This is a genomic window from Brasilonema angustatum, from assembly GCF_059505445.1.
This window is the reverse complement of sequence record NZ_JCACKO010000118.1, coordinates 157,315-182,789: the sequence shown is the minus strand read 5'-3', so window position 1 is coordinate 182,789 and position 25,475 is coordinate 157,315. Positions and strand designations below refer to the sequence as shown.

Sequence of the window (25,475 nt, the reverse complement as noted above, 5' to 3'; positions counted from 1 at the left end):
GAAAACCTGTGGAGCGGAACGCCGCACCTATGACTACAATAAATCCATGACTGTACGATAATGAGCTTCAAGTTGAGCAACAGTCTCAGACTTGCGTTTTGTATCCCACTGACTGTGATCAAATAATTGTTGACGCAAATCATCCACGTTAATAGTAGTCACTTTGCCATCACCGACTACCTGCTTACCATTTACCCAGACACTAACTACCGCATTGGTGGGACGACCAAGAATTAATAAGCCAATCGGGTCTGTACGCGGTAGTAGTGATAAACTGGTGAGGTCATACATCACCAAATCGGCTTTTTTGCCGACGGTTAGGGAACCGAGTTGATCAGCCATGTTCAGTCCTTTTGCACCACCCAAAGATGCCATCTCCACTGATTGACGAGGTGTAATCCAGTGTTGGTAATCGAAATCTGTGATATTGTGCAATATTGAACCTATTTTGATGGCTTCTAGTAAGTCTTGGGAATCGTTGCTAGATGCACCATCACAACCAAAAGTGACGTTGACTCCAGCTTGACGATATTTCAGAATCGGCGCGATACCACTACCTATACGCAAGTTACTTAAGGGATTGTGGACAACTGTAGATTTAGTTTCGGCGAGTATTGTGATATCGGTGTCAGTTAAGTGAATGCAATGGGCAAGGGATGTGCGATCGCCTAAATAACCAATCCGCCCCAGATGTTCAACCGCACTACAGCCATATTTTTCTTGCGCGAGTTTCTCTTGCGCTTTGGTTTCCAGTAGATGGGAGTGACGGCAAAGATTGTACTTATCGCTTAACTCAATACATCCTTGGAACAAAGCATCAGAACATAATTGTATTCCTGTGGGGGCAACTAAAATACTGATACCCTCATCTGGGCGATGAAACTGTCTGACAGCTTCTTCTATTAATTCTAGTGTCGCCTGAGTTGAGCGAAAATAAGGCTCGTGATTTTGCTTAGTTTCTCCAGATGGTATCCCAGCAGTCAGGGATTCATCTTGAATTAGAGGAGAGACAAAAGCACGAATGCCAACTTCTTTGTAAGCACGAACGGCGGTTGCAATTGTTTCCAACTCTTTGCCTGGAATGAGGATGAGATGATCCACCACACTCGTTCCACCGGAAAGCAGGGTTTCCACTGCCGTTCCCAAAGCACTAAGGTAAACTTTTTCTAGATCAAGAGGCGCAAAGTCGTAAAGTTGTGCTAACCATAATTCTAGAGGAAGCGGTGGAATGATACCTCGTTGCCACATTTCAGAGGAGTGGCTGTGGGCGTTGAAAAATCCTGGCAACAGGAGTTTGTTTTCACCGTTAATCGCCGTACCGATAACCTCTAGACTGGGTGCGTTCTGCTGAAAGCAGCAGCGCTTCGCTATCGCCACTATCGCCCCATCTACGACTTGCACATCCACAGTTGCATAATCATCAACAGTGGTAATTAAAACATTTTGAATTGTAAAGTTCATGGCTTAAACCTTGATTAAGTATAAGTAATAGAACATTTAGGAGATTTTCAAGTTACAAAATAAAGGATGGTGTTGGGTGTAGCAATCTATGAATATACCTGTTCGGAATTTAGGAATTGCACCAAACGCATGGGCAGTAAACCATACGTTTGCAGATATCACTCGTCCTCCCCAGATCCCACAACCCGTTATTTTATCAACAGAAACCAAAACCCTGCGCCTTGACTTGGCAAAAACTGCCATTCTCGTCATTGATATGCAAAACGACTTCTGTCACCCTGATGGCTGGTTGGCGCATATCGGTGTAGATGTCACCCCAGCCCAGAAACCTGTTCAACCTTTACAAATCTTATTACCTGAACTCCGAAACAAAAATGTACCCGTGATCTGGGTGAATTGGGGAAATCGTCCCGACTTACTCAACATTAGTGCCAATCTGCTTCACGTCTATAACTCCACGGGTGTTGGCGTGGGATTAGGTGATCCCTTACCGAGTAACGGCGCTAAAGTACTCATGGCGGGTAGTTGGGCGGCGGCGGTAGTCGATGAACTCCAACAATTACCCCAGGATATTCGTGTGGATAAATACCGTATGAGTGGTTTTTGGGATACCCCTTTGGATAGTATCCTCCGGAACTTGGGCAGAACAACACTACTTTTTGCAGGAGTGAATGCCGATCAATGTGTGATGGCTACCTTACAAGATGCAAACTTCTTAGGATACGACTGCTTACTAGTTAAAGATTGTACTGCGACAACTTCTCCTGAGTATTGTTGGCTCGCGACAATATACAACGTCAACCAGTGCTTTGGCTTTGTGAGTGATTCGCAAGCAATCTTAAACGCACTTCAACAAAGCCCTGGATGTTGAATAGTGATTCGCTTGCCTCTGTATGACCATATAACCATAGAAAGATAAATACACTTCCAAACTCACGACTCTTTACAACTCAGATAACTATAAAGGAGATAAATTATGTACGCGACTCGTTGTGTGATTCCCGTTGTCAAATCTCCCAAAGATTACCAAACAGATCGCAACTTCAACAAAGTGCTGAATGTTGAATAGTGATTTTGCTTGCCTTTGTATGACCATATAACCATAGAGAGATAAATACACTTCCAAACTCACGACTCTTTACACCGATAACTATAAAGGAGATAAATTATGTACCTGGCTAGTTGTGTGATTCCTGTTATCAAATCTCCCAAAGATTACCAAGCATATCGCATTAGTCCCAATGACTCAAACCGCTTGGCGATTATATTCGACACCGCAAGTGCTAATACTTCTTTGACTTGTTGCGTGGAAATTTTTGATGTTGGTGGGAAAACACCACCCAATCGTCATCAATTGGCGGTGGAAATGTTTTTTGTCCTCAAAGGAGAAGGAATCGCCAGTTGTGATGGCAAAGTAGTCCGAATTAAAGCAGGAGATAGTTTGTTAGTCCCTCCCACAGGCACTCATGTGATTGAAAATATCGGTTATGGTCGTTTATATACGCTAACTATTATGATTCCTAATGAAGATTTTGCGGAATTAATTCGTAGTGGTACACCAGTGGAGTTGGATGAGGAAGATATGGCAGTTTTGGGGAGAGTGGATAGTTTAATGCCATGTAAAGTGTGATTTATAGGACTTACGCAGAAGAGATCCCCCAACCCCCTTAAAAAGGGGGCTTTTTCTAGAGATCCCCCAACCCCCTTAAAAAGGGGGCTTTTTCTAGAGATCCCCCAACCCCCTTAAAAAGGGGGCTTTTTCTGGTACCCAGGCTGAGCCTGGGAACCAGAGGTGGGAGGTTCTACCTCCAGAGTCATAGCTAAATGACAATAGTGCAAGAACAGATACAAACAGGCGATCGTGCGAAGACTCAGGTCCTGCACCAGTCGCATTACCCGCCTAGGGTTTAAACCCCAGGCTAATAGCTAAAGTCTTCTAAAGAAGACTGAGTAAGAATTTCAGTCCATTTCAATGGACTTGGGCTACTCGCTGTAGAAATTTATTTCTTGGCGGACGAGAATTATGGTGCAAGATCTCAGAAGACGCACGCTGCGCGATCATACTGCATTAAGGTGATTTTTCAGTTTCGGAGTACTTCTCACTTAAATATTCCAAAATTCCTGTGCCATTGCTTCAATCGTTTTTTCTAGAGAAGGCAAATAGTTTTCAATGACATTCCAAACAATCCAATTTTGCAAAAACGTGTTTGTCCGCAGCGTTAGCGCAGCGTGCCCGGAGGGCAGCGAAACGAAGTGGAGCGTAGACCCCGGAGGGGGCTTCCCGCCAGGGTAGCAATCGCAAACTTCTGGGATTGCTTCACTGCGCTTCGCTCCGTTCGCAATGACAATTCATATCAAGACGATTTTTTGTACAGACTCACACATCACCTGAATATTTCTTAAAACTGCATCTTGGGTTTTAATGTCATTAAAAAATACTTCTTTCCCTTAAGCGTGTATATTGCTTAATTCTGTTGAGACAATCCCGAATGTGAATCAGATAAATCCGAGCGTTTTTCATAAAGGAATAGCCTCTTTTAAGACATTATCTTGAATAAAATAATGTAAAGAATTAGTAGTTACCACATCAACCTTCCGATTCAACAAGGTTTCTAACTCTTGAACCAAGCCACCAGGAAACCAAGGTGTAATTTTATTCAAGTCATAATCAATCAAAAAATCAATATCACTGCTTGGTGTTTCTTCTCCTCTAGCTACGCTACCAAAAATTCGGAGATTATAAGCACCATGTTTAGCAGCAATCTTGAGAATTTCTGCTCGTTTTTCTTGGAGGAGTTCTTTTCATTTCATTTTTCATCTCTCATGATATTATTTTGACATTTCACGAACCTTACAGCGGTTTTCATATGAATAGACTACAAATCGTAGCGCTACATTGCTCAGAAAAGTCTATGTGATAGACATTTGAGATAGTGGTGAGCAATGCCCACCTTACAGAAAAACGCTGTATGTGCGTCAGTTTAGTGGGTTTGGAACTTGAGAAATAAAACTACGGGAAAGAATTAATATAGCTTCGCTAAAATAAAACCACCTGCTGTCACAATATGAACTATGACCTATACCCCACCCAAGCTTATCACTTTCGAGCAATTTCTCGTTGAGTATGGGGATAATCCGCGTTACGAACTTATTGACGGAGAATTACGTGACATGGAACCAACTGGTCCTCATGAAGAAGTTGCAGGAAATATTGCTGGTAGAATTTATACTGAAATTCTTCGTACTCATTTAAACTGGTTGATTCCCAAAACTTGTTTGATTAAACATCCACGCGCAGAAGCAACAGCATTACGTCCAGATGTCATTGTTTTAGATAAAGAAAAACTCGGTCAAGAACCACTTTGGCAAAAAAAACTTATTATTTGTAATGGTAATACTATTAAGCTGGTTGCTGAGGTTGTGAGTACTAATTGGCAAGATGATTATGCAAGAAAAGTTGAAGAATATGCTTTTCTGGAAATTCCTGAATATTGGATTGTAGATTTTCGTGGTTTGGGTGGTTTGCAATTTATCGGTAATCCCAAACAACCTACTTTTACTGTATGTCAATTAGTTAATGGTATATATCAGCAGCAACAATATCGCTTGGGAGATAGTATTTATTCTTATTTATTCCCAAATTTAGATCTGAAACTAGATGATATCATGCCATGATTCCTCTATACCCTGACGGATAGCATCATCCATTTCTTCAAGAGTTTTTGGTATGCCTTGGTATTTTAAGCATCCACCAACATCAGCCAATGTGGTTTCTAAAAAAGGTTTTTTTGGTTTCAGAAGAATTCCGTCACCCATATCAATTGCTATCAGTTCCTGTCCCACTTTCCAGCCATGAGACTTTCGCAATGGTTCGGGAATTATTACTTGTCCTTCATTGGATATTTTTGTGATTTCCATAATTGAGAGAAGGGAAAATATAATTATCCTGTTGAAATTATAGTAAAAGAAGCGATCGCCGGAGGCGCAGCTAGCTTAACGCCGGAGGCGCAGCTAGCTTAACTCTTAAGAAACACAGGGAACAGGGAACAGGGAACAGGGAACAGGGAAATGGTGTTTCTTTCATTCGTTGGGGGCGTGTAGTCGCGCCCCTTGGGCGCTCAGATCTTGCACCTTACCCATAGTACGCCTTGAACTCAAGTTCAAGGCTAATAATTCAAGTCCGTTAAAACGGACTAAAAGAGTTACCCAGTCCGTTTTAACGGACTTGAACTTTGAGCCAAGAAATTTATTTCTTGGCAGACGATAATTATGGCGCAAGATTTGAGTTAACGCCGGAGGCACAGCTAGCTTAACACCATACAGCGAGCACGAAATCAGGAGGTAGAGCTATATGAAAGCCCAAGACTTTGACGAAAAGTTCGACAACGGCGAGGACGTAACTTCATACCTTGATCTTTCCACCGTTCGCCGCCCAGGTTATGAGCAGCGGCGGATCAACGTCGATTTCCCGATATGGATGATTGAAGCACTTGATCGTGAGGCGGCGCGGCGGGAGTGTCACTCGACAGTCGATCATTAAGGTATGGATTGCTCAACGGCTTGAGTACCATTCATAATTTCTGCTTGCTAATTTTTATCGTTCGCGGGCTTTGCCTGGGAACTAGCAGTAGGAGGTTCTACCTCCTCACTACTTTCTATTAAGAACATCATCACAAAGGTGACGATCATCTTTAACATTAGGGTTATTCTTCAGATAATCAGAAGCCCAAGCACAACCACGTATTAATAAGTTATCCAAATCCATATTCCATAGTCTTACTGTGTTGTCAAAACTACCAGAGGCTATCGTCTTGCCATCCGGGCTGAACACCACACTTTTGACGCCATTGCTATGCCCCTTCAGAATACCCAGTTCCTGCCCGGAGAGATTCCATAGTCTTACTGTGTTGTCCCAACTACCAGAAGCAATCGTCTTGCCATCCGGGCTGAACACCAGACGAAAGACTATACTGCTATGCCCCATAAGAGTATACAGTTCCTGCCCAAAGAGATTCCACAGTCTTAGTGTGTTGTCAGAACTAGCAGAAGCAATCGTCTTGCCATCCGGGCTGAACACCAGATTATAGATATAACTCTTATGCCCCTTAAGAATATGCAGTTCCTGCCCAGAGAGATTCCACAGTCTTACTGTGTTGTCAGAACTAGCAGAAGCAATCGTCTTGCCATCCGGGCTGAACACCACACTATTGACTACACCGCTGTGCCCCATAAGAGTATGCAGTTCCTGCCCAGAGAGATTCCACAGTCTTACTGTGTTGTCAGAACTAGCAGAAGCAATCGTCTTGCCATCCGGGCTGAACACCACACTATTGACTACACCGCTGTGCCCCATAAGAGTATGCAGTTCCTGCCCAGAGAGATTCCACAGTCTTACTGTGTTGTCAGAACTAGCAGAAGCAATCGTCTTGCCATCCGGGCTGAACACCACACTATTGACTACACCGCTGTGCCCCATAAGAGTATGCAGTTCCTGCCCAGAGAGATTCCACAGTCTTACTGTGTTGTCAGAACTAGCAGAAGCAATCGTCTTGCCATCCGGGCTGAACACCACACTATTGACTACACCGCTGTGCCCCATAAGAGTATGCAGTTCCTGCCCAGAGAGATTCCACAATCTTACTGTGTTGTCTCTACTACTAGAAGCAATCGTCTTGCCATCCGGGCTGAACTTCACATGATTGACTTCACTGGTATGCCCCTTAAGAATATGCAGTTCCTGCCCAGAGAGATTCCACAGTCTTACTGTGTTGTCCTGACTACCAGTAGCAATCGTCTTGCCATCCGGGCTGAACACCACGCTCCAGATCGCATTGCTATGCCCTTTGAGGGTGTGGAGTTCCTGCCCAGACAGATTCCACAGTTTCACTGTGTTGTCAGAACTCCCAGAAGCAATCGTCTTACCATTCGGGCTGAACACAACGCTCATAACCTGATTACTATGCCCTTTGAGGGTGTGGAGTTCCTGCCCAGACAGATTCCACAGTTTCGCTGTCTTGTCATCACTAACACTGGCAATCGTCTTGCCATCCGGGCTGAACACCACACTCCAGATATAAGCGCTATGCCCCATAAGAGTATGCAATTCCTGCCCAGAGAGATTCCATAGTTTCACGGTGTTGTCATCACTAACACTGGCAATCGTCTTGCCATCCGGGCTGAACACCACACGATTGACTGAATCGGTATGCCCCTTAAGGATATGCAATTCCTGCCCAGAGAGATTCCACAGTCTTACTGTCTTGTCCTTACTACCAGAAGCAATCGTCTTGCCATCCGGGCTGAACATCACACGATAGACTGGACCGGTATGCCCCTTAAGGGTATGCAGTTCCTGCCCAGAGAGATTCCACAGTCTTACTGTGTTGTCACCAGCAGAAGCAAGCGTCTTGCCATCCGGGCTGAATACCACACTCCAGACTATACCGCTATGCCCCATAAGAGTATGCAGTAACTGCCCTGAAAGATTCCATAGTTTCACGGTGTTGTCATAACTAGCAGTTGCAATGGTCTTGCCATCCGGGCTGAATACCACATGAAAGACTTCACGGCTATGCCCGTTCAGAGTATGCAGTAACTGCCCAGAGAGATTCCATAGTTTCACGGTGTTGTCAAAACTCCCAGAAGCAATCGTCTTACCATCCGGGCTGAACACCAAACTTCTGACGCCATTGGTATGCCCTTCCAATCGATTGCGTTCTTTTACTCCGTAAACAACCTGTTGCAAAGCAACAATTGCTTTTGTGCGGTTCTCTAAATTTACAGTATCACCATATTTTTTCACATTTTTGCCTGTTTTCAACCCGGATAATAAAGCATCTAGTTCATAACCTGAAGTAAAACGATTTTCTGTCGTCAAACTTTGAACTGAAATCTCTGCATTTGTGAGAGCTTTTTCAGCACGTGAACGTTGTGTATCAGCATAAAATGCCATCCATCCCATTGAAATTGAAAATACCAACAATATGGCAACATAAGGAAGTGCAGGCTTATAACGTTCCCAGAAATCCCGTAAGTTCAACGGTAAGTGCTGATTCACCCAGCTTAAATTAAACACTCGTTGATAAATGGGATTTCGTACCTTCAACACCCCATTCTTCCTTTTAACCACACCCGATAATTTCAGATGAGATTTAGTAATTGACTGTTCTTCATCAGCAACGCGGTGTTTTCCTTGCCGAATTTTGCGATAAATGCTTAAAACAGCAACTTTGTCTGGTGCGCGTTTGGTCAGCATATCACGCACAAATTGTAAATTATTATCCTCCTCACTCATTGCACCGAAAAAGTTTCTACTCACGATACGGTCAATATCAGCTTTTGACCAATCTTTTTGAGGATATTGGCTAATAATACAACAAATGTGCTGCGTTAAATACGGGTGTCCTTTTGTCCAATCAAGTACCCGCTCCAACACCTGCTGTGCTTTCTCTCTTGGCAACCCCAATCCTGATGCCAGTGGTTCTGCTTCTGTTAAAGTAAAATCAGTCAAGTCAACTCGCTGACCAACATTAAACGGTGTCCGTTTTGGATCTCGTATCAAGTCACCGGGAGTTGCGACACCAAATAAGACAAACGAAAGCCGTTGAAACTCTGATGATAGAGAAGCACGCGAGACGTAGAGATAGCGAATAGCTGCATAAAAATCGTCTGTAAAATCTAAGCTAAGAGTGGTATCAATTTCATCAATAAAAATCACCACTGATGCGGTGATTTCAACCAATAACACCCGCTGAAAAAATTCTGTTAACCGTTGTGTAAAACCCAGATGTGCGTGTTCTTGCCACCACGAGTATACATCAGTATCCAGCATCAGTTGTGCTTCTATCTGAATCAGTAAACCTAGATACCACTGTTCTGGATTTGTGACTTGCGTACCTATCCCCGTCAAGTCAATCATCACCGACTTAATTCCTTCGGTTCTCAATTGACAGGCAGTACGTACCATTAAACTAGATTTACCCATTTGACGTGGTGTGAGGACGTAAGCAAATTTTCCGTCTCGACACAGTGCTAACAATTCCTCATCTGCTTGTCGGGAAATATAAACCCCATTCCGGTTCGTCTGTACTGTGCCACCAACAGTGTAAATGCTTGGATCAGCCATGTAGATTCTCCCGGAAATATTCTGCGTATAACTGACAACGGGGCAGAACAGACTGTCCGGAAGCCCGCACCAATCCAGAACCTTGCAACCGCCAGAAAATTTGTCTGTCGGGACAGATATTTTGATTAATAACAAGCAGCAACCCCTGTATTAATTCTTGCTTATCATATAACAGTGACAGCAGTCGCCGTAAATGGTCACCAAAAGGTCCAGAAGCAGCAGTAGCATTCGTAAATAACTCTGTTGGAGTGATTTGTCCGCTGGCTACTAAGTACAGTGCTTTTCGCACCAAGTAAGGATGTCCACCAAGCAACCGAAACAATTGTTGAAGCAAGTTAGCATTCAAAGGTGAATTATGACTCCGATTGAGTTCCGCGACTTGTTCTGGTGTGAAATCTTCTAGTTCAATAATCTGCCCGACATTAAACGGAGACTGATTCAAATCATCAATTAACTGATATGGCTCGGTAGAAGTAACCAGTACCAAATCCAATTTGTCTAAACTCGGATAAATCGCACGATTATTATGCCAGCTACGCAACATCCCAAAAAAATCATTGCGGAAGTTGGTATCAAAAACTCTATCGACTTCATCCATTGCCAATACCAAGGGATGTCCCAATCCTTTTATAATATGGCGTTGTAAATAGCGATCGCAACGCTGAATCGTCGTTAAGTTTCGAGCAAAATACTCCTCCACTTTATCTTCGAGTTCCAGTTCATCGCTGATCCAAGAACAAAAGTGACGGAAGAACAGTTCCTCATCGTTAAGTACTGCAGTACTTAACTGTTGAAAATCAAAATAAGCAACTCGCTTACCAGCTTTGCGAACAGCTTGAATTATCCGCATCAATAATGAACTTTTCCCAACTTGCCTGGGTCCTTTGATGGGAATCGTTACGCCTTGCTGTACAATGGTTTGCAACGCAATTGTGTCCGCGTTGCGTTCCACATAAAACGAAGATTCAGGTTTCATCGTCCCGGATGGCATTTCTAACACCATTGGTTGTGCAAATGGTGTTGGTCGGGGTAATTGCTCAGGTACACTTATCTGGAGTAAATTAGTCCTAGCTTTTGGGACTATGCTTAGAGAACCACCATTAATTGCTTGCCTCAACTCTTCTATCAAATGCGGCGTATCCTGTGGACTTTCCCAAAATGCCCAGTTGATGTGGTTCAAGTAAATGCTGAGGGGATGGGGAAAAGCTTCTCGATATGCTAAACGCACTGGCAGAATAACAGGTTTTCCGTTTTGGGATTGGGCTAATTCCATCGCCAGTGAGATTTCCCACTGCACCATCTCGCTCGTAACAGATTGTTCAGAAAGGAAAACGATGAGAAAATCAGTATTGCGCAGTTCTGTTTCAATGGATTCTACCCAGCGCGTGCCAACGAGCATTCTTTGGTCAATAAAAACATTGTGCTGTTGTGACAATAGCTGATAAACTTGCATCGCCACAAGTTCATCCGGTTCGACATTGCGCTTGTAACTAATAAAGATGCGCTGTCTTGAAGTCCTAGAAGTCGTAGAAGAAATTTTGTCTTGATTGCTGTGTTTAGATTTTAAGACAGGTGTTTCTGATTCTGGAATTCCTTCTAAATCAATCGAAGTGCAACCAAATTCAAAAGCATCCTCGTAACTTCTGCCTGCACCGATAGCATCATAAAACCCAACTGCAAACTCAATTGCTGCGCGATCGCCCAAAGCTCGATTCATCCCAATCACATAATCTATGTTTTGGTGAATCGCTTCAGCTTGTACTTCACTGTAGCAGGCGTTGAGCAAAACACACTCTACTTTGTCTTTAAATAACTTAAACAACCTTGCTAACGATTGAGTACTAACAAGTTGTAATTCTCCAGAGTTATTCTCCAACGCCAAGCCATCACTCCCAGAACCATGTCCCGAAAAATGTACAATTTGCGGTTCATGGTCTAATAAAGCACGTCGTAAATCATCAACCCGTACAGCCCACCTGCTAATGATTTCAAACTGTTCTCGCTTTTTGGCACGTTGTAGCCCCGCCTGAATTTCTCTAACTTCCTCATCCAGACGTAACTTGGAGGTATTGTTTGGGTTAGCTGATAAAATCAGAATTTTCTTGACTCTGGTATCAATTACTGTTGAATGGGCTGTCATTTATCAGTTATCAGTTATCAGTTATCAGTTATCAGTTATCAGTTGTTCCTTGTTCCCTGTTCCCAGTTTGAACAAACTTAGACGTTGACGAAAATCCGATTATGTAAATCAGACTTATTTATTAATTAAGTGCAGGCAAAATCAACTTATGCACAAGTGAGATAGAAATCGGAAATTTTTGCGATCGCCCTTTGGGTGGCTCCCTGCTGGAGCATCGCCTGACTATTGTAGAACCGTATGGTAACAGTACAACACGCTATTAAGGATTGGGCTAAGAACCTTGAGAAAAACTGCCATTTACATTAATTCTGACATGACCGAAGAGGGGGGCAGGGGTAAAGGGGGTACAAGCCGATATTTCTGAGTAAATTTTATCGACTATACACTAAAAAAAAATACTTTTTCCAAAATATTTCCAGCTTGATTATAACTAAATATTAGTATCTTTTTTTGTTAAAGACTAGTAATTTATACGGAAATATGAAAGTCGGGAAGTAGTGTTGAACAGGTATTAACAATTTATGGGATAACTGCTTCTACTTACTTTGTATAAAAAGACAAAGCAATAAAAATACCTGAACAGAGAGTATTCACCTTGTGTTACCAACCAAAACTCTCATAGTTAGCGAGTGTCTAGAAAGATTGACAAAGACCTAGAACTCCCTCCACCCTTTAGTTTCCTATAAGTGAACGGTTAGTCATCAGATTTAAAACGTAATATTGTTTTATAAAGAACTAGATGAAGATTACAGGCATTCTTTTCATTGATCCATCTGTCAACAACTACGATATTTTACTTAGGTTTGTTGTTGCAAATATCAAGGCTATTGTTCTTGATCCCGAGCAAGATGGAGTCGTACAAATTACCCAGGTACTATCTCAATACCGTGGAGTGGAAAATGTCCACATAGTTTCTCACGGCTCTCCGGGAACCCTAAGCCTTGGCAATAGTGAACTCAGCCTCAACACTCTAGAACTTTACGCTGACCAACTCAAGAATTGGTTCTCACCCTTACAGGTTCGCCAGTCGCTACCCTTCGGGAAGCCGCCCTCCGGGCGTCTACAAGTCGGGGAACCCGGACGCCCGGAGGGGAGAACCTCCGGTTCCGCTGCGCTAACGCAGTCGCCTACGGAGGGAGACCCTCCTGCAGCGCTGTCTCACCAGATACCTACGGAGGGAGACAGCGCTGCAGTACTGGCTCCCCAACGCGCTGGCTCACCAGATTCTCACCTTCGGTTATCTCCAGTTCCCTACCTTCTCTTATATGGTTGCCATGTGGCTGCAGGTGATGCTGGGGAAGAATTCATCACCAAGCTACATCAACTAACGAAAGCAAATGTTGCCGCCTCCGCCAACCTGACTGGCAATGCTATTTTGGGGGGTGATTGGAACCTAGAAGTCAACATTGGCAACATTTCAAATCAACCACTGGCATTAAGCGCTGAGGTTACCGAAGCGTATCCATATGTACTCAATAGTGCTCCTATCCTCAATAATACTGAGGTCATCCTGAGTGCCGTTAACCAAAATGCAGGCGCACCCATAGGGGCAGTTGGTACCCCAATTTTCTCCTTAGTGACCCTTGGTGGTAATGTTATTGACGAAGACCGCGACGCACTCACAGGTATTGCGATCACAAATGCTGACACTACCAACGGCAATTGGTTGTACACCATCAACAATGGCAGCAACTGGGCAGCTTTGGAGTCTGTCTCCGAGAACAACGCTCGCCTATTGGCGGCTGATGCAATCACCCGCGTTTACTTCCAGCCCAACCCCGGCTTCAGTAGTCCTAGTCCTATTGTCAATGCTCTGGCTTTCCATGCGTGGGACCAAACCACTGGTACCAACGGCAGCACTGCGGATACAACAGTCAACGGTGATGCGACTGCCTTTAGCACTGGGATTAACACTGCAACAATTACCGTCAATGCCGTTAATAATGCTCCTACCCTCAATAACACCAACCTCACCCTAACTACGATTGACGAAGACGCAGGTGAACCCACAGGAGGAGTTGGTACCCTTATTTCCTCCTTAGTCACGGTTGATAACGTCATCGATCCAGACAGCAATGCACTCACAGGTATTGCGATCACAAATGCTGACACTACCAACGGCAACTTCTTTTACAGCGCTGACGATGGCAACAGCTGGGCACCTTTAGACTTGGTATCTAATACTAACGCTCGCTTATTGGCGGCTGATGGAATTACCCGCATTTACTTCCAGCCCAAAGCCAACTTTAATGGCACCATCAACAATGCTCTAACCTTCCGTGCCTGGGACGGGACCACTGGTACCAACACAAGCATTGCAAACACCACCATTAGTGGTGGCACTACTGCTTTTAGCAGTACAACTGGCGCTGCAGGAATTACGATCAATTCCGTCAATGATGCTCCTACCCTCGGTGAAGCTAATATCACCCTAACTGCAATTAATCAAAATGTAGGCGCACCCATAGGCGCAGTTGGTACGCTTGTTTCCTCCCTAGTCCGGCTTGGTGATAACGTCATCGATCCAGACAGCAATGCACTCACAGGTATTGCGATCACAAATGCTAACAATACCAACGGCAATTGGTTCTACAGCACCAACAACGGCAGCAGCTGGATACCCGTAGGAATTTTATCCGACACCAACGCTCGCCTATTGGCGGCTAATGCAAGCACCCGTCTTTACTTCCAGCCGAACGGCAACTCCAATGGCAGCATCGATAATGTTCTAACCTTTCGTGCGTGGGACCAAACCACTGGTACCAACGGCAGCACCGCAGACACCATCCTCAACGGTGCTGCTACTGCTTTTAGCACTGGGGTTAACACTAGCACAATTACCATCAACGCCGTCAATAACGCTCCTATCCTGCTTGACACCAACCTCTTCCTAAGCACAGTTGAAGATGCAGGCGCACCCACCGGACCAGTTGGTACCCTTGTTTCCTCCTTAGTCAGTCTTGGTGTTAACGTCACCGACTTAGACAACAATGTAACTACAGGTAATGGATCTACAGGTAATGCACTAACAGGTATTGCCATCACAAATGCGAACACTACCAACGGCAGTTGGTTCTACAGCACCGATGATGGCAGTAGCTGGGCAGCTTTAGGAGCTGTGTCCGACACCAACGCCCGCCTATTGGCAGCTAATGGAAACACTCGCCTTTACTTCCAACCCACCGCTAACTTCAATGGTTCGATCAACAATGCCCTAACCTTCCGCGCATGGGACGGGACCACTGGTACCAACGGTAGCACTGCGAACACCACCCTTAACGGTGGCACTACTGCCTTTAGCATTGCAACTGACGCTGTTGCAATTACCGTTGATGCCGTCAATGATGCTCCTATCCTGCGTGACACCAACGTCACTCTAACTGGTATTGACAAAAATGCAGGCGCACCCATAGGGGCAGTTGGTACGCTTGTTTCTTCGTTGGTGAGTTTGGGTGCTAATGGTAACGTCACCGATCCGGACAGCAATCCACTCACAGGTGTTGCGATCGCAAATGCTGACACTACCAACGGCACCTTCTTCTACAGCACCGACAATGGCAATAACTGGGCAGCTTTAGGAGTTGTATCCAACACCAACGCCCGTCTATTGGCGGCTGATGCTAACACCCGTATTTACTTCCAGCCCAACGCCAACTTCAATGGCACCATCAGCAATGCTTTGACTTTCCGTGCCTGGGACGGGACCACTGGTACCAACGGCAGCACCGCAGACACAACCCTCAACGGTGGCGCGACTGCCTTTAGCAGTGCGACTGACACTGCTGCAATTAGCATTGGTAGTGTCATCTCTCCCATCAACCCTGCCAACCCCGTCAGCCTTCCTGGCAGCAAAGTTGCTTCTACCCTCAAACAAACTTCTAACAACATTTTCCAGTTAGAAGGCAGCAACCCAAAACTTGAAGTCACTCTCAACAAAGCCAATTCTAATCAGGTGAATGAACTGGGAGTGTTTGTAGTTGACGATGACCAAGGAACAATTAATGGTATTGCTCCTGGTGCAGAAAATTATGCCCAAGCTGCACTTTCAAGAGCCAAGACCATTTTCTCAGTCGTTACCGATAATCCCAATGGGTTTAATACTGACTTAACACGTCTACTTGCATTTAACTCAAGTGCACGCCTGCAATTCTTCTTAGTCAACAATAGTAGTATCGACGCTGTGCAAGCTGGTTCAACCTCTGCCAAAGACCTCATCTTTTCCAACCCCTTAACGCAAAAAGTGACAAACTTGGGGAATGGCGAGTTTACACTGGCTTTGAATGATACATCAAATAGCAATACTTCTGACTTCCAAAATCTGGTAGTGAATATTAAGGCAACAAATCAATCGTTACCTCTGGGTGCTGGTCTTCAGGGAAATCCTTTTGGAGAACAGATTGATTTACGCAATGTGTCAACTCAGGTCAAAGCAGACTTTGTCTTAAACAGAGAAGCAAGCAATAACGATTTCGTTGGCTTTTATCAAGTAGCTGATGCGAATGGTGGTATAGATCTTGATGGTAACGGGACAGTGGACTTGCGTCCTGGTGATGCAGGTTATGCTCAAGCTGCAGTGCAGCGACGTGTTCCAGGTATTGACTTAACAGTGGCCAACCAAAGAACTGCTACATTCACAGCTAATCTTAGCCCTGGTTCAATCTTGGCACCATTCATTATTTCTAATGGTACGCCAGATGCAATTTTAGATGGAAATCCAAATAACGACCCCGCAGTGTATTTTTCCTTTTTAGGAGCTAACTCAGATAAAGTTGACCATATTCGTTTGTTGGGAAATAACACCTTTGGCTTTGAAGATTTAGCAAGTGGGGGTGATAAGGATTACAACGATATGATTGTCAAAGTGAATTTGAGTAATGCTTAACCCACTCACAAAGAGTGTATTTCTTATAGCAGGGAACGCTTAACAGGGAACGCTTAACTCTTAACAGCCTTGAAAGTCTCGTGGTGTCCGTATTTTCTCATTAGTTCATGTCCTAATCTACCTGGCAACTGCTATAACTCTCAAGAAATACACTCTTTGTGAGGGAGTCATACCATTTCACGAAATCCTTGATACAAATGATTAGTCTCTAATTCTTTCTCCCCTGCTCCTCTGCTCCTCTGCTCCTCTGCTGCCTATTTGTATCAACCTTAAAGTGAAACGGTATCAGACAGCTAAAAGCCGTGGGACACACAGATACCTACGGCTTTTTACGGGAATTAGCGCAAAGCGCGAGGCAAGTGCTGTGGGAGCGAATTTCTAGTAGCCAATTAACCAGATATATCAAGACATTATGTAAAGAAACGTATATTTCTTTGAGAAACTGCGTAAATCCCCACCCAACCTCAGATAAATCAACAAGGGGTCAAATCAGAACTACCCTATTTCAGACTTCGATTTTGCAATCCCAAAAATTTGAATCCTGATAACACTTGACTATGCTGAATTTATATAAAGGTGTACATTTTCAAGACTGTGAAGGAATTTTTAACTCTATAAACGCAACAATTCTCACAGAAAGTGACAAAAAAGAAATTGTAGCTCATCAGAAGTTTGAGGAGTGGAGAACTTCTCATAGAGAGGATGATTTGTTTGATGCTATTGTCTTCAGATCACCCGCTATTAAAACTTTCCAAAAACTCATATCACGGCTCAATCTTTCTGGAAATGAAAGTATATTAGAAATGGGAGGTGGCTATTGCTGGGCTAGTCTTTTGATAAAAAGAGAGTATCCAAATACTTATGTAGTTGGAAGTGACTTAATACTTTCAAATCTTCAATATACAAATAACCTTGAAAAATTCTTGAATACTTACTTGGATGAAAAATGGGTTTTGAATTGCCGTGAAATTCCATTTGAAGCAGAGCAATTTGATAGAATTTTCGCATTTGCAGCATTTCATCATTTTGGAGAAAAAAATGATTTTAGTCAAACTCTCAACGAAATGGTAAGGGTGCTGAAACCTGGTGGTAAAATTATCTTGCTCTATGAACCTTCATCACCGACGTATTTGTATGACTATTCTTATCAACGGGTGAATAGCCAGCCTTATGCAGAAGAAGATGTATTGGTAGTCTCAAAAATCAAGCAGTATGTGACTTCTCTCAAATGCAGTTTTTCTGTGGAATTCTACCCATCTTATGAAGAGCGTGGATTTAAAGAAACAATATATTATTATATTTTAACGAAGTTAGGCATATTGCAAAACTTGCTTCCTTGTACTGTCAACATATCTATAGAAAAAAGTTAAAGCAAGAGCAGTCTTGACTTGACCAGAATTGCGATTTTTAGTTGTTACAAAGTAAGTGCAAGCTGCACGTCGTCCGAAGATGTCCAGTAAATAAGGAGCAGCAGGATGTCAATTCATTTATTTCGGAAAAGATGTGCGAGACTGACGACGCAAAATCACCCAAGTCACAACAGGAGTCCCTATCAAAGCGGTAACAGAATTCAAAGGTAACACTATATCACTTCCGGGTAGCTGTGAGATCAAATCTGCAATTAACGCCAAAATTGCACCCATGAAAGTCACAGCAGGGACTAACACCCGATGTTCACAAGTATTGAACAGACTGCGACAAAGGTGAGGAACCGCTACACCTAAAAAGGCGATCGGTCCACAAAAGGCGGTAATCGCACCTGCTAAGATGGAAGAAGTGATAAGAATCCAAAATCTGACTTCTTCTACACCTAAACCGAGACTGCGAGCATAAGCTTCACCCAGAAGGAGTGCATTCAAAGGTTTGGATAGCATCAACGAAATTAACAACGCTATCAGTACCACAGGCGCTAAAACTAGCATTTGTTGCCAGGTGACACCACCAAAACTGCCAAAAGTCCACAGCAAGTATGATTGGATTTGCTGACTTTCACTCAAATGCAGCAAGATACTTACAATAGCACTCGTTGCATAGCCAAACAACAATCCTAAAATCAATAGCGTCATCGTGTCTTCGACGCGGTGAGAAACAAGTAACACTAACCCCAACACTGCTGCAGCACCCAGACTCGCCGCCACAACTAAACCAAAATCGCCAATCACCCCTAAATCTTTGAACAACGTACCCGCACCCGTGACACTTGTTGTTAACACCACCAACGCGACTCCTAAAGAAGCACCGGAACTAATACCTAATACAAAAGGTCCTGCTAAAGGGTTTCTAAAAAGTGTTTGCATTTGCAAGCCACTCACGCCTAAAGCAGCACCAGCAAGGGTTGCAGTTAAGGCTTTTGGTAAGCGAAATTTCAGAATAATATTTGTCCAACTTGCTTTTTCTGGTTCTCCGTTTAGTAGGATTGTAATGACTTGGGTTAGGGGTATGTGGACTGAGCCAAGGGCTAAGTCTAGCAAGAAGGTGAGAATTAATGTTATGAGTAGTGTGGGAAAGAAGAGTGTTTTCCAACTGAAATGTTGAAAAGTTCGTAAAATTGGTTTTAATTTGTATTTTAGAGATGGCATTGAAAAAATAAACCGCCAAGACGCCAAGGACGCAAAGGAAAGAAAAAAAAGACAAAATCAAAAATAGATTAGCTGAGTTTTTGATAGTAAACTAACTGGTGATTTGGTAAGATTTCTGGATGGAAAATCTTAATTAAGTCGGATAAAACGACATCAGGGTTACTAATTCCACCTTCCCAGTAATCGTTGCCACCAGTCTCATTGACACGGGCATTGTTATTATAAACGTTTCCTTTCTGTACTGCTTGAAAATCAGTGTAGCGATTGTCTTGATCCTGTAAATCTTTTAAACTTTTCCAAAATTGACTGGAATTTAGCCAGTAGTCAGCGTTGGCAGCACGTTCTAAAATAGTTTCAAATGATAGGGGAAGACTGCCAGATGATTTCTTGTTATTCCAAAGATAATCACTTCCGGCATCAGCTAAAAATTTGGCGACATAACTGTTACCCCCTGGCATATACCAGATACCTTTAAAGTTGAATCCCACAAATACAGTCGGACGATTTTTGACAGATTGTGCTTTGGCGGCTATAGCTTGATATTTTTTGACAGTTTCATCAAAGATTTTTTGGGCTACTTTCTCTTTATTAAAAAACAAAGCCGTAAACTTGAGCCATTCACTTCTTCCTAAGGGAGAATTTTCCATATATTCGGCATTTATCGCCACTTTTAAACCTGCTTCTTGAATTTTAGGATAATTATCTGTTTGTTTGTCTCCTGTACCGTAAGTCATCACTAAATTAGGATTCAGTTCTAGTAATTTCTCAACATTGAGACTAGCATTATTTCCTACTTTTGTTATTTTACCTTCTTTCAATTTTTCTACTACTTCTGGTGTATTGACTTGTTTGCTATCACTCACACCAATGAGTTTATCTACAACTCCTAACTTTGCTAAATGTGGCAAATGAGTCGTAGAAAGAGAGACAACGGTATTTATAGGTACTGTAATAACTTGGTTTTGGTTAAACCCTGTTGGTGGAGGTGTCCCGCATTGCACTAAAATATATTGAAAACTAACTTGTGCATCCCGCCAGGGATTTTTCACCGTCACAGCCTTATAGTTTTTGTAATATTTCACCTCAAAACCAGTGGCATAATTGACGGTTACTTTTTCCGGAAAGTAGTCGGTGTTTGGATTATAAGCTTGAGCGCATTCTTTGATGTCTGTTGGTAGAGTGGGAGGGGTTGTGGTGTGACAGGCGATCGCCAAAACCGCAACCAACAAAAACTGACAGAAAAAAGCGAACAATTTAGCTTGACGAAATATTCTAATTCTCATCTGAAAATGTTCCAGAAATAACCACAAAAATACACCAATAACTTATCCGCCTCCAAAAATCGTGCATGTGCGGTTACTTTTTTTCAACAGACTCTGGCGGATAGCAATGCGCACTCACTTTCTTACCTTCAACCAAATGTTGATTAACAATAGTTTCAACCACCTCTGGTTTGACGCGAGTATACCAAGTCTTATCCTCTGAATAAAACACAACTGGACCAAGTTTGCAAACTTCCAAACAGCCAGAAGTTCTTACTTCCACATCCAAACCTGCTTTTTCAACTGCTGCTTTTAGTGTATCAAAAGTAGGTTTCCAATTTTGGGAAGGAAGACAACGACTAGAAGTGCAAACAGATATATAAGCATGCTTTAGGGGATTTTTTTGAAAGGGAATTGGCTTTTTACCTAACACATAGATATCTCGCAGTTGTTCGTAAAGCTCTAATTTTGCTAAGTTCGGCTTACCTTCTGGTAATAAATTTTCTCCCTCGACATAGGGATTAGGCAAGAAGATAGTCATTAAATTTTCACTTGCACCATTCCAAAAATCAATTCCCCAACTTCTGGCGATTCCTTCTGCATTAAACCGTCTATAAAAAGCAGCACGACTGATTTGACGTTGTTTCCTTAATTCTAATGGTGTTTTACAATGGGGGCCACCTAAATTTGCTTCAATACATAAGTGAAGATGCCAACTTTCTGTGACGACTGTCAGATATCCATCATAAAGAATACAAATTTTGGGTGCAGTAGGAAATTCTAATTCCAACACGCCACCTTGTACAATGTGTCCTACCCCTACCTGTTGCCAATTTTGCTGAAATAAGGTGTAAAGTAGTGATGATAAAACGCCGCAACTACAATCAAAATTTTCATATTCAATGTATCCTCCTGTTAGCGAAGGTTCTTTAACGACACGGTTTAATGGTGTTACCCAAGGATTAAATTCACTCATAATAATTTGGGATTGTGAGTTGTTGGTTGTTGATGGTTATAGCAATCCTATCTGATTGGTGAAAAAGAGTTTTCTTGAACCGCAGAGAGCGAATTTGTGGTGTGGATGTTCCTCCCGCAAAGTTCGCGGTGGACGCAGAAGACACAGAGGAGCCAGCACGAATGACGGCTTTCCCTCCGTAGGCGACTGGCATGAGGAGAAAAGAGAGGAAGAATTAATTCCTAAATAGTATTTTAGTACTATTTAAAATGTGGCATTTAAACCCACTTGAAAAACTCTTCCTGCATCAGGATAACCAGGAAATAACTGATATCTCTGATTCAAGATATTGTCTACACTACCAGTAAATACCAAGTTATCGCTCAGAGTAATTCGCGTTTTGAAATAAAAAGTTGTGTACCCAGACAAAGATTCCGTGTTGGTATTGTTGATGGGATATGAACCAAGGGAGTGCATAAGGATTCCTGCATATAAGCCTTGAGGTGTTTCATAAGAAATTCCCAAATTTAAACTATCTGCACCTGCAAATCTTAACTCTTTGTCCACTTCAGCAGAATTGACACTTTTTAAAATGCGTGGGTCATTGAGTGTATAATTCACGAAAGCATAGACATTTTTCGCCAGTTGTACATTCAAAGCAGCTTCAATTCCCGTAGTGCGAACTAAGCCAATATTCTCGTATGTGGCTACGGGAACAGCAAAGTTATAGGCAATTAAATCTGATATTGTATTACTGAAGTAGGTCACGCGCAACAAACCAAAATTCCACAGCTTCTGGTCAATACCTATATCATAACTATCACCATTCTCTGGTCGTAGATTCGGATTACCAACGAAAGTAGAACCCCTAGCATATAAATTGAAAAGAGTTGGTGCGCGGAAATTCCTGATATAGTTAGCTTGCAGAGTTGTAGAGTCAGTCAGTGCTAGTTTTGCGCCTATACTTGGTGATGTAAACGAGCCATTTGCTAAGCTATTGAAATCTTGGCGCAAGCCTAAATTGAGACTAAAGCTAGGAGTAAAATTAATCTCATATCTAGCGAAGAGCGCTCCTTGAGAGATGCTATCGTCATAACTAGTTGTGTCTGTGTTTCTCAAATAGTTGAAAGTACTGTTACTTGCTGACACATTGCGGTAATCAAAGCCATAAACTAAGGTTTGATTTTTAGCAAATTTCCAACTATGTTGCGTTTGGATTCCGTAAGAGGTTTGCTCGTTATCATACCGTTGAGAATATGAAGCACGACTATCAAAACGAGTGTTGAGAAAATCGGCGTAAACTCTTGCTGTGATTAGGGAATCGTTTCCTCCTCCTAGTTTTGAGTTCCAAGTTAAATCGGTGAGAACTTGGTCTGTGTATTTGCGATCGCTCTCAGTTAACTAGTTAAAATAACCTTGTCCAAACTGGGGTTCGGGTATGGGGACTCCTCCTGGGACTCCTTGATTTTTGCTTAAGTATAAGGTTGAGACAGCAAGAGTATTGCGTCTTCCTAAATTCGCCTCCAACTTCACATTAAAGTTGTTGTAGAGAGTGTCATTGTTTTTCCTGGTTCCTTCAAAGTTGGCTTCTGGGATGGAAAAGGGATAATTATTATCAGCTTCGGTGCGGTGATATCCCACAACCCAAGAAATATCTCCTATTTTCCCGCTATTCTGGATAGTCTGTTCATTGAGTCCATACGCACCCAGAGTCACTCCCGCTTGTGTTGTCACTTTCTCTGTCGGACGGCGAGTGATAATGTTAATCACTCCACCAATCGCATCGGAACCGTATAGGGTAGAACCTCCTCCAGGTAAAACTTCTATTCGTTCGATGTTGTTGGTGGTGATTTCTGAAAGGTCAAAACCACCACCACCAAGATTATTAATCGGTCTCCCATCTAGTAAAATCAATACTTGTTCGGAGTTAGAACCCCGAAGAAATTGACCGCTTAATGCGTTCACTTCTGTCCCAACTGTTCCATCAGGTAAGATTCCGGGGAGAAATCGTAGCGCTTCTCTAACGGTTCGCGCACCCTGCGCTTCCATTTCTTCACCTGTAATGACGTAGACTGGACGGGTAGAATCTTTCACTGTCCCCTCTCGACGAAAGGGAGAGAAAACAGGCTGATTCAACACTTTACCTGTGACTGTAATTTCAATAGGTGGTTCTTGTTCATTTGTTGGCGGACTTATGCTTTGTGCTATTTTTTCCGGTTGTGCAATTTCTCCAGCACACACAGCATAGTTCCACAATATCAAAGTCGTCATTGCACTCATACTAGACACAACGACTTTTACCGCACAACGGTAATTAAAAAGAATATTTGGCATCTGTACCTCGCAGACGGTTTTATGTTTATTACCTCAGGCGGGCATTCTGACTTAGAGACAAAATTTTGAGTCTCATCACAGCTGCGGGACAGTGTCGGATTTTCACCGTTCGCCTACGGCGTGGCGCAGGCATACTTTCCCCGTTACCTCTGATGGCTGAACCCCATCAGAACCTAGGATTTGCTGTAATTTAGCATGCTCAATATATCAATGCAAATAAGAATTGTTGCATTTAGCTTTGTTGTTATGTTGCAAATAGAGCGATACGTGAAAACCCTTATTTATCAGTAGCTTTGACTTTTTCAATGTCACCACAATTATCGAGCTGCAAATTGTGAGCATTCGCTGCATCCATTTTTGACTCCTATCTATTAATCAAATGAAAAGCGCCCCTCTCATTCGAGAAGGGCGCTTTTCATTTGTAGAGGACGCGATGTCTCGCGTCCTTAGGCTATTAAGAATTAGCCGTTGATAGCAGGAGCAGAAAGTGCTACAGGAGTAACTTCTGTGCTAGCTAAGTCGAGGGGGAAGTTGTGAGCGTTACGCTCGTGCATTACTTCCATACCCAAGTTAGCGCGGTTGAGCACATCTGCCCAAGAACCAATCACACGACCTTGAGAATCAATCAACGATTGGTTGAAGTTGAAACCGTTGAGGTTGAACGCCATGGTGCTGATACCCAGCGCGGTAAACCAGATACCGATGACAGGCCATGCAGCCAAGAAGAAGTGCAAGCTACGGCTGTTGTTGAAGGAAGCGTATTGGAATATTAAGCGACCGAAGTAGCCGTGAGCAGCAACGATGTTGTAGGTTTCTTCTTCTTGACCGAAGATGTAACCGTTGTTCTGAGATTCAGCTTCGGTTGTTTCACGAACCAAGGAGGAGGTCACCAAAGAACCGTGCATTGCACTGAACAGTGAACCACCGAAGACACCAGCAACACCTAACATGTGGAAGGGGTGCATTAGGATGTTGTGCTCTGCTTGAAACACCAACATGAAGTTGAAGGTTCCAGCAATACCCAGAGGCATACCATCGGAGAAGGAACCTTGTCCGAGGGGGTAAATCAAGAATACGGAGGTTGCTGCTGCTACTGGAGCAGAGTAAGCTACGCAGATCCAGGGACGCATACCTAAGCGATAGCTCAGTTCCCACTGACGACCCAACCAGCAGAATATGCCAATAAGGAAGTGGAATGCGACCAGCTGGTATGGACCACCGTTGTACAACCACTCATCTAAGGAAGCTGCTTCCCAGATGGGGTAGAAGTGCAAGCCGATAGCGTTGGAGGAAGGAACAACAGCACCAGAGATGATGTTGTTTCCATAGATTAAGGAACCTGCAACTGGCTCACGGATACCGTCGATGTCAACCGGAGGTGCTGCGATAAAAGCGATAATGAAACAGATGGCAGCAGACAGAAGGGTAGGAACCATCACTACACCGAACCAACCTACATATAAGCGATTTTCGGTGGAGGTGATCCATTGGCAGAACCGCTCCCATACGTTGCCGCCTTCGCGACGTTGTATTGTTGTGGTCATTTTTGTTATAAGTGCGATAAACTTTTTGACTGTTATTTATCAGGTAAGTCAGTGATTTACCTGTCATTTATAAATTTAGATCAATTCACTTAAACTGAAGTGCTTACTTAATACTTTGTTACATTTTATATTTTTTTTAAAAAAAGTAAAGTTAGTCATACAAACATAACGATAACTTTTAGAATGTGTTATC

16 protein-coding genes, 1 pseudogene and 1 riboswitch are annotated in these 25,475 nt (G+C 43.1%); of the genes and pseudogenes, 6 read left to right on the top strand and 11 right to left on the bottom strand.

Going from position 1 to position 25,475, the window contains the following annotated elements; translation table 11 throughout:
- Positions 1-33: 33 nt before the first annotated feature.
- The gene (locus AC5JM2_RS20475) at positions 34-1,461 is read right to left on the bottom strand and encodes an amidohydrolase (RefSeq protein ID WP_495836679.1); all 1,428 of its coding nucleotides are present in this window, start codon (positions 1,459-1,461) and stop codon (positions 34-36) included.
- 88 nt (positions 1,462-1,549) lie between these two features.
- On the opposite strand from AC5JM2_RS20475, the gene AC5JM2_RS20470 reads away from it, so the two are divergent.
- Together AC5JM2_RS20470 and AC5JM2_RS20465 are read left to right on the top strand one after the other, a co-directional pair.
- On the top strand, positions 1,550-2,332 hold the full coding sequence (locus AC5JM2_RS20470) for a cysteine hydrolase family protein (RefSeq protein WP_495836678.1): 783 nt from the start codon (positions 1,550-1,552) through the stop codon (positions 2,330-2,332).
- Between the two features lie 297 nt (positions 2,333-2,629).
- Positions 2,630-3,091: a cupin domain-containing protein gene (locus tag AC5JM2_RS20465; protein ID WP_495836677.1), complete on the top strand. Its 462-nt coding sequence runs from the start codon at positions 2,630-2,632 to the stop codon at positions 3,089-3,091.
- A gap of 887 nt (positions 3,092-3,978) precedes the next feature.
- Here the strand turns inward: AC5JM2_RS20465 and AC5JM2_RS20460 are convergent.
- Positions 3,979-4,233, bottom strand: coding sequence for a nucleotidyltransferase family protein (locus AC5JM2_RS20460; RefSeq protein ID WP_495836739.1), 255 nt, complete (start codon positions 4,231-4,233; stop codon positions 3,979-3,981).
- Between the two features lie 300 nt (positions 4,234-4,533).
- Between AC5JM2_RS20460 and AC5JM2_RS20455 the strand changes: the two genes are divergently transcribed.
- Entirely contained in the window at positions 4,534-5,136 is a 603-nt protein-coding gene (locus AC5JM2_RS20455; RefSeq protein WP_495836676.1) for a Uma2 family endonuclease, read from the top strand.
- On the opposite strand, the gene AC5JM2_RS20450 is transcribed toward AC5JM2_RS20455, so the two are convergent.
- Positions 5,116-5,379 (bottom strand): AbrB/MazE/SpoVT family DNA-binding domain-containing protein, encoded by a 264-nt coding sequence (locus tag AC5JM2_RS20450; RefSeq protein ID WP_495836675.1) that lies wholly within the window; start codon positions 5,377-5,379, stop codon positions 5,116-5,118. The genes AC5JM2_RS20455 and AC5JM2_RS20450 overlap by 21 nt on opposite strands.
- 433 nt (positions 5,380-5,812) lie before the next feature.
- Between AC5JM2_RS20450 and brnA the strand changes: the two genes are divergently transcribed.
- Positions 5,813-6,001 (top strand): type II toxin-antitoxin system BrnA family antitoxin, encoded by a 189-nt coding sequence (brnA, locus tag AC5JM2_RS20445; protein ID WP_495836674.1) that lies wholly within the window; start codon positions 5,813-5,815, stop codon positions 5,999-6,001.
- Positions 6,002-6,109: 108 nt separating this feature from the next.
- Here brnA and AC5JM2_RS20440 read toward each other — a convergent pair whose 3' ends face one another.
- Both AC5JM2_RS20440 and AC5JM2_RS20435 read right to left on the bottom strand, forming a co-directional pair.
- The gene (locus tag AC5JM2_RS20440; protein ID WP_495836673.1) at positions 6,110-9,586 is read right to left on the bottom strand and encodes a WD40 domain-containing protein; all 3,477 of its coding nucleotides are present in this window, start codon (positions 9,584-9,586) and stop codon (positions 6,110-6,112) included.
- Positions 9,579-11,726 carry an AAA-like domain-containing protein gene (locus tag AC5JM2_RS20435; protein ID WP_495836672.1) on the bottom strand — a complete coding sequence of 716 codons (2,148 nt, stop codon included), beginning with the start codon at positions 11,724-11,726 and terminating at the stop codon, positions 9,579-9,581. The genes AC5JM2_RS20440 and AC5JM2_RS20435 overlap by 8 nt, the downstream gene beginning before the upstream one ends.
- A gap of 739 nt (positions 11,727-12,465) precedes the next feature.
- Between AC5JM2_RS20435 and AC5JM2_RS20430 the strand changes: the two genes are divergently transcribed.
- Together AC5JM2_RS20430 and AC5JM2_RS20425 are read left to right on the top strand one after the other, a co-directional pair.
- Positions 12,466-16,608 (top strand): DUF4347 domain-containing protein, encoded by a 4,143-nt coding sequence (locus AC5JM2_RS20430; RefSeq protein ID WP_495836671.1) that lies wholly within the window; start codon positions 12,466-12,468, stop codon positions 16,606-16,608.
- Positions 16,609-17,165: 557 nt separating this feature from the next.
- Positions 17,166-17,978, top strand: coding sequence for a class I SAM-dependent methyltransferase (locus AC5JM2_RS20425; RefSeq protein ID WP_495836670.1), 813 nt, complete (start codon positions 17,166-17,168; stop codon positions 17,976-17,978).
- A 117-nt stretch (positions 17,979-18,095) separates the two neighbouring features.
- Here the strand turns inward: AC5JM2_RS20425 and AC5JM2_RS20420 are convergent, their stop codons facing one another.
- The 6 genes and pseudogenes from AC5JM2_RS20420 to psbA all read right to left on the bottom strand — a co-directional run bounded on the left by AC5JM2_RS20420 (position 18,096) and on the right by psbA (position 25,282).
- Complete coding sequence (locus AC5JM2_RS20420) at positions 18,096-19,187, bottom strand: iron chelate uptake ABC transporter family permease subunit (RefSeq protein WP_495836669.1); 1,092 nt, start codon at positions 19,185-19,187, stop codon at positions 18,096-18,098.
- Positions 19,188-19,255: 68 nt separating this feature from the next.
- Positions 19,256-20,470, bottom strand: a complete 1,215-nt coding sequence (locus AC5JM2_RS20415) for an ABC transporter substrate-binding protein (RefSeq protein WP_495836668.1) — start codon at positions 20,468-20,470, stop codon at positions 19,256-19,258.
- Between the two features lie 73 nt (positions 20,471-20,543).
- On the bottom strand, positions 20,544-21,425 hold the full coding sequence (locus tag AC5JM2_RS20410; RefSeq protein WP_495836667.1) for a (2Fe-2S) ferredoxin domain-containing protein: 882 nt from the start codon (positions 21,423-21,425) through the stop codon (positions 20,544-20,546).
- Positions 21,418-21,618 carry a hypothetical protein gene (locus AC5JM2_RS20405; protein WP_495836666.1) on the bottom strand — a complete coding sequence of 67 codons (201 nt, stop codon included), beginning with the start codon at positions 21,616-21,618 and terminating at the stop codon, positions 21,418-21,420. The genes AC5JM2_RS20410 and AC5JM2_RS20405 overlap by 8 nt, the downstream gene beginning before the upstream one ends.
- A 50-nt stretch (positions 21,619-21,668) precedes the next feature.
- Positions 21,669-23,738 (bottom strand): annotated as a pseudogene (locus tag AC5JM2_RS20400) (TonB-dependent receptor plug domain-containing protein).
- A gap of 19 nt (positions 23,739-23,757) precedes the next feature.
- Positions 23,758-23,930: riboswitch (cobalamin riboswitch) on the bottom strand.
- A 269-nt stretch (positions 23,931-24,199) separates the two neighbouring features.
- Entirely contained in the window at positions 24,200-25,282 is a 1,083-nt protein-coding gene (gene psbA / locus AC5JM2_RS20395) for a photosystem II q(b) protein (RefSeq protein WP_495836665.1), read from the bottom strand.
- Positions 25,283-25,475 lie beyond the last annotated feature (193 nt).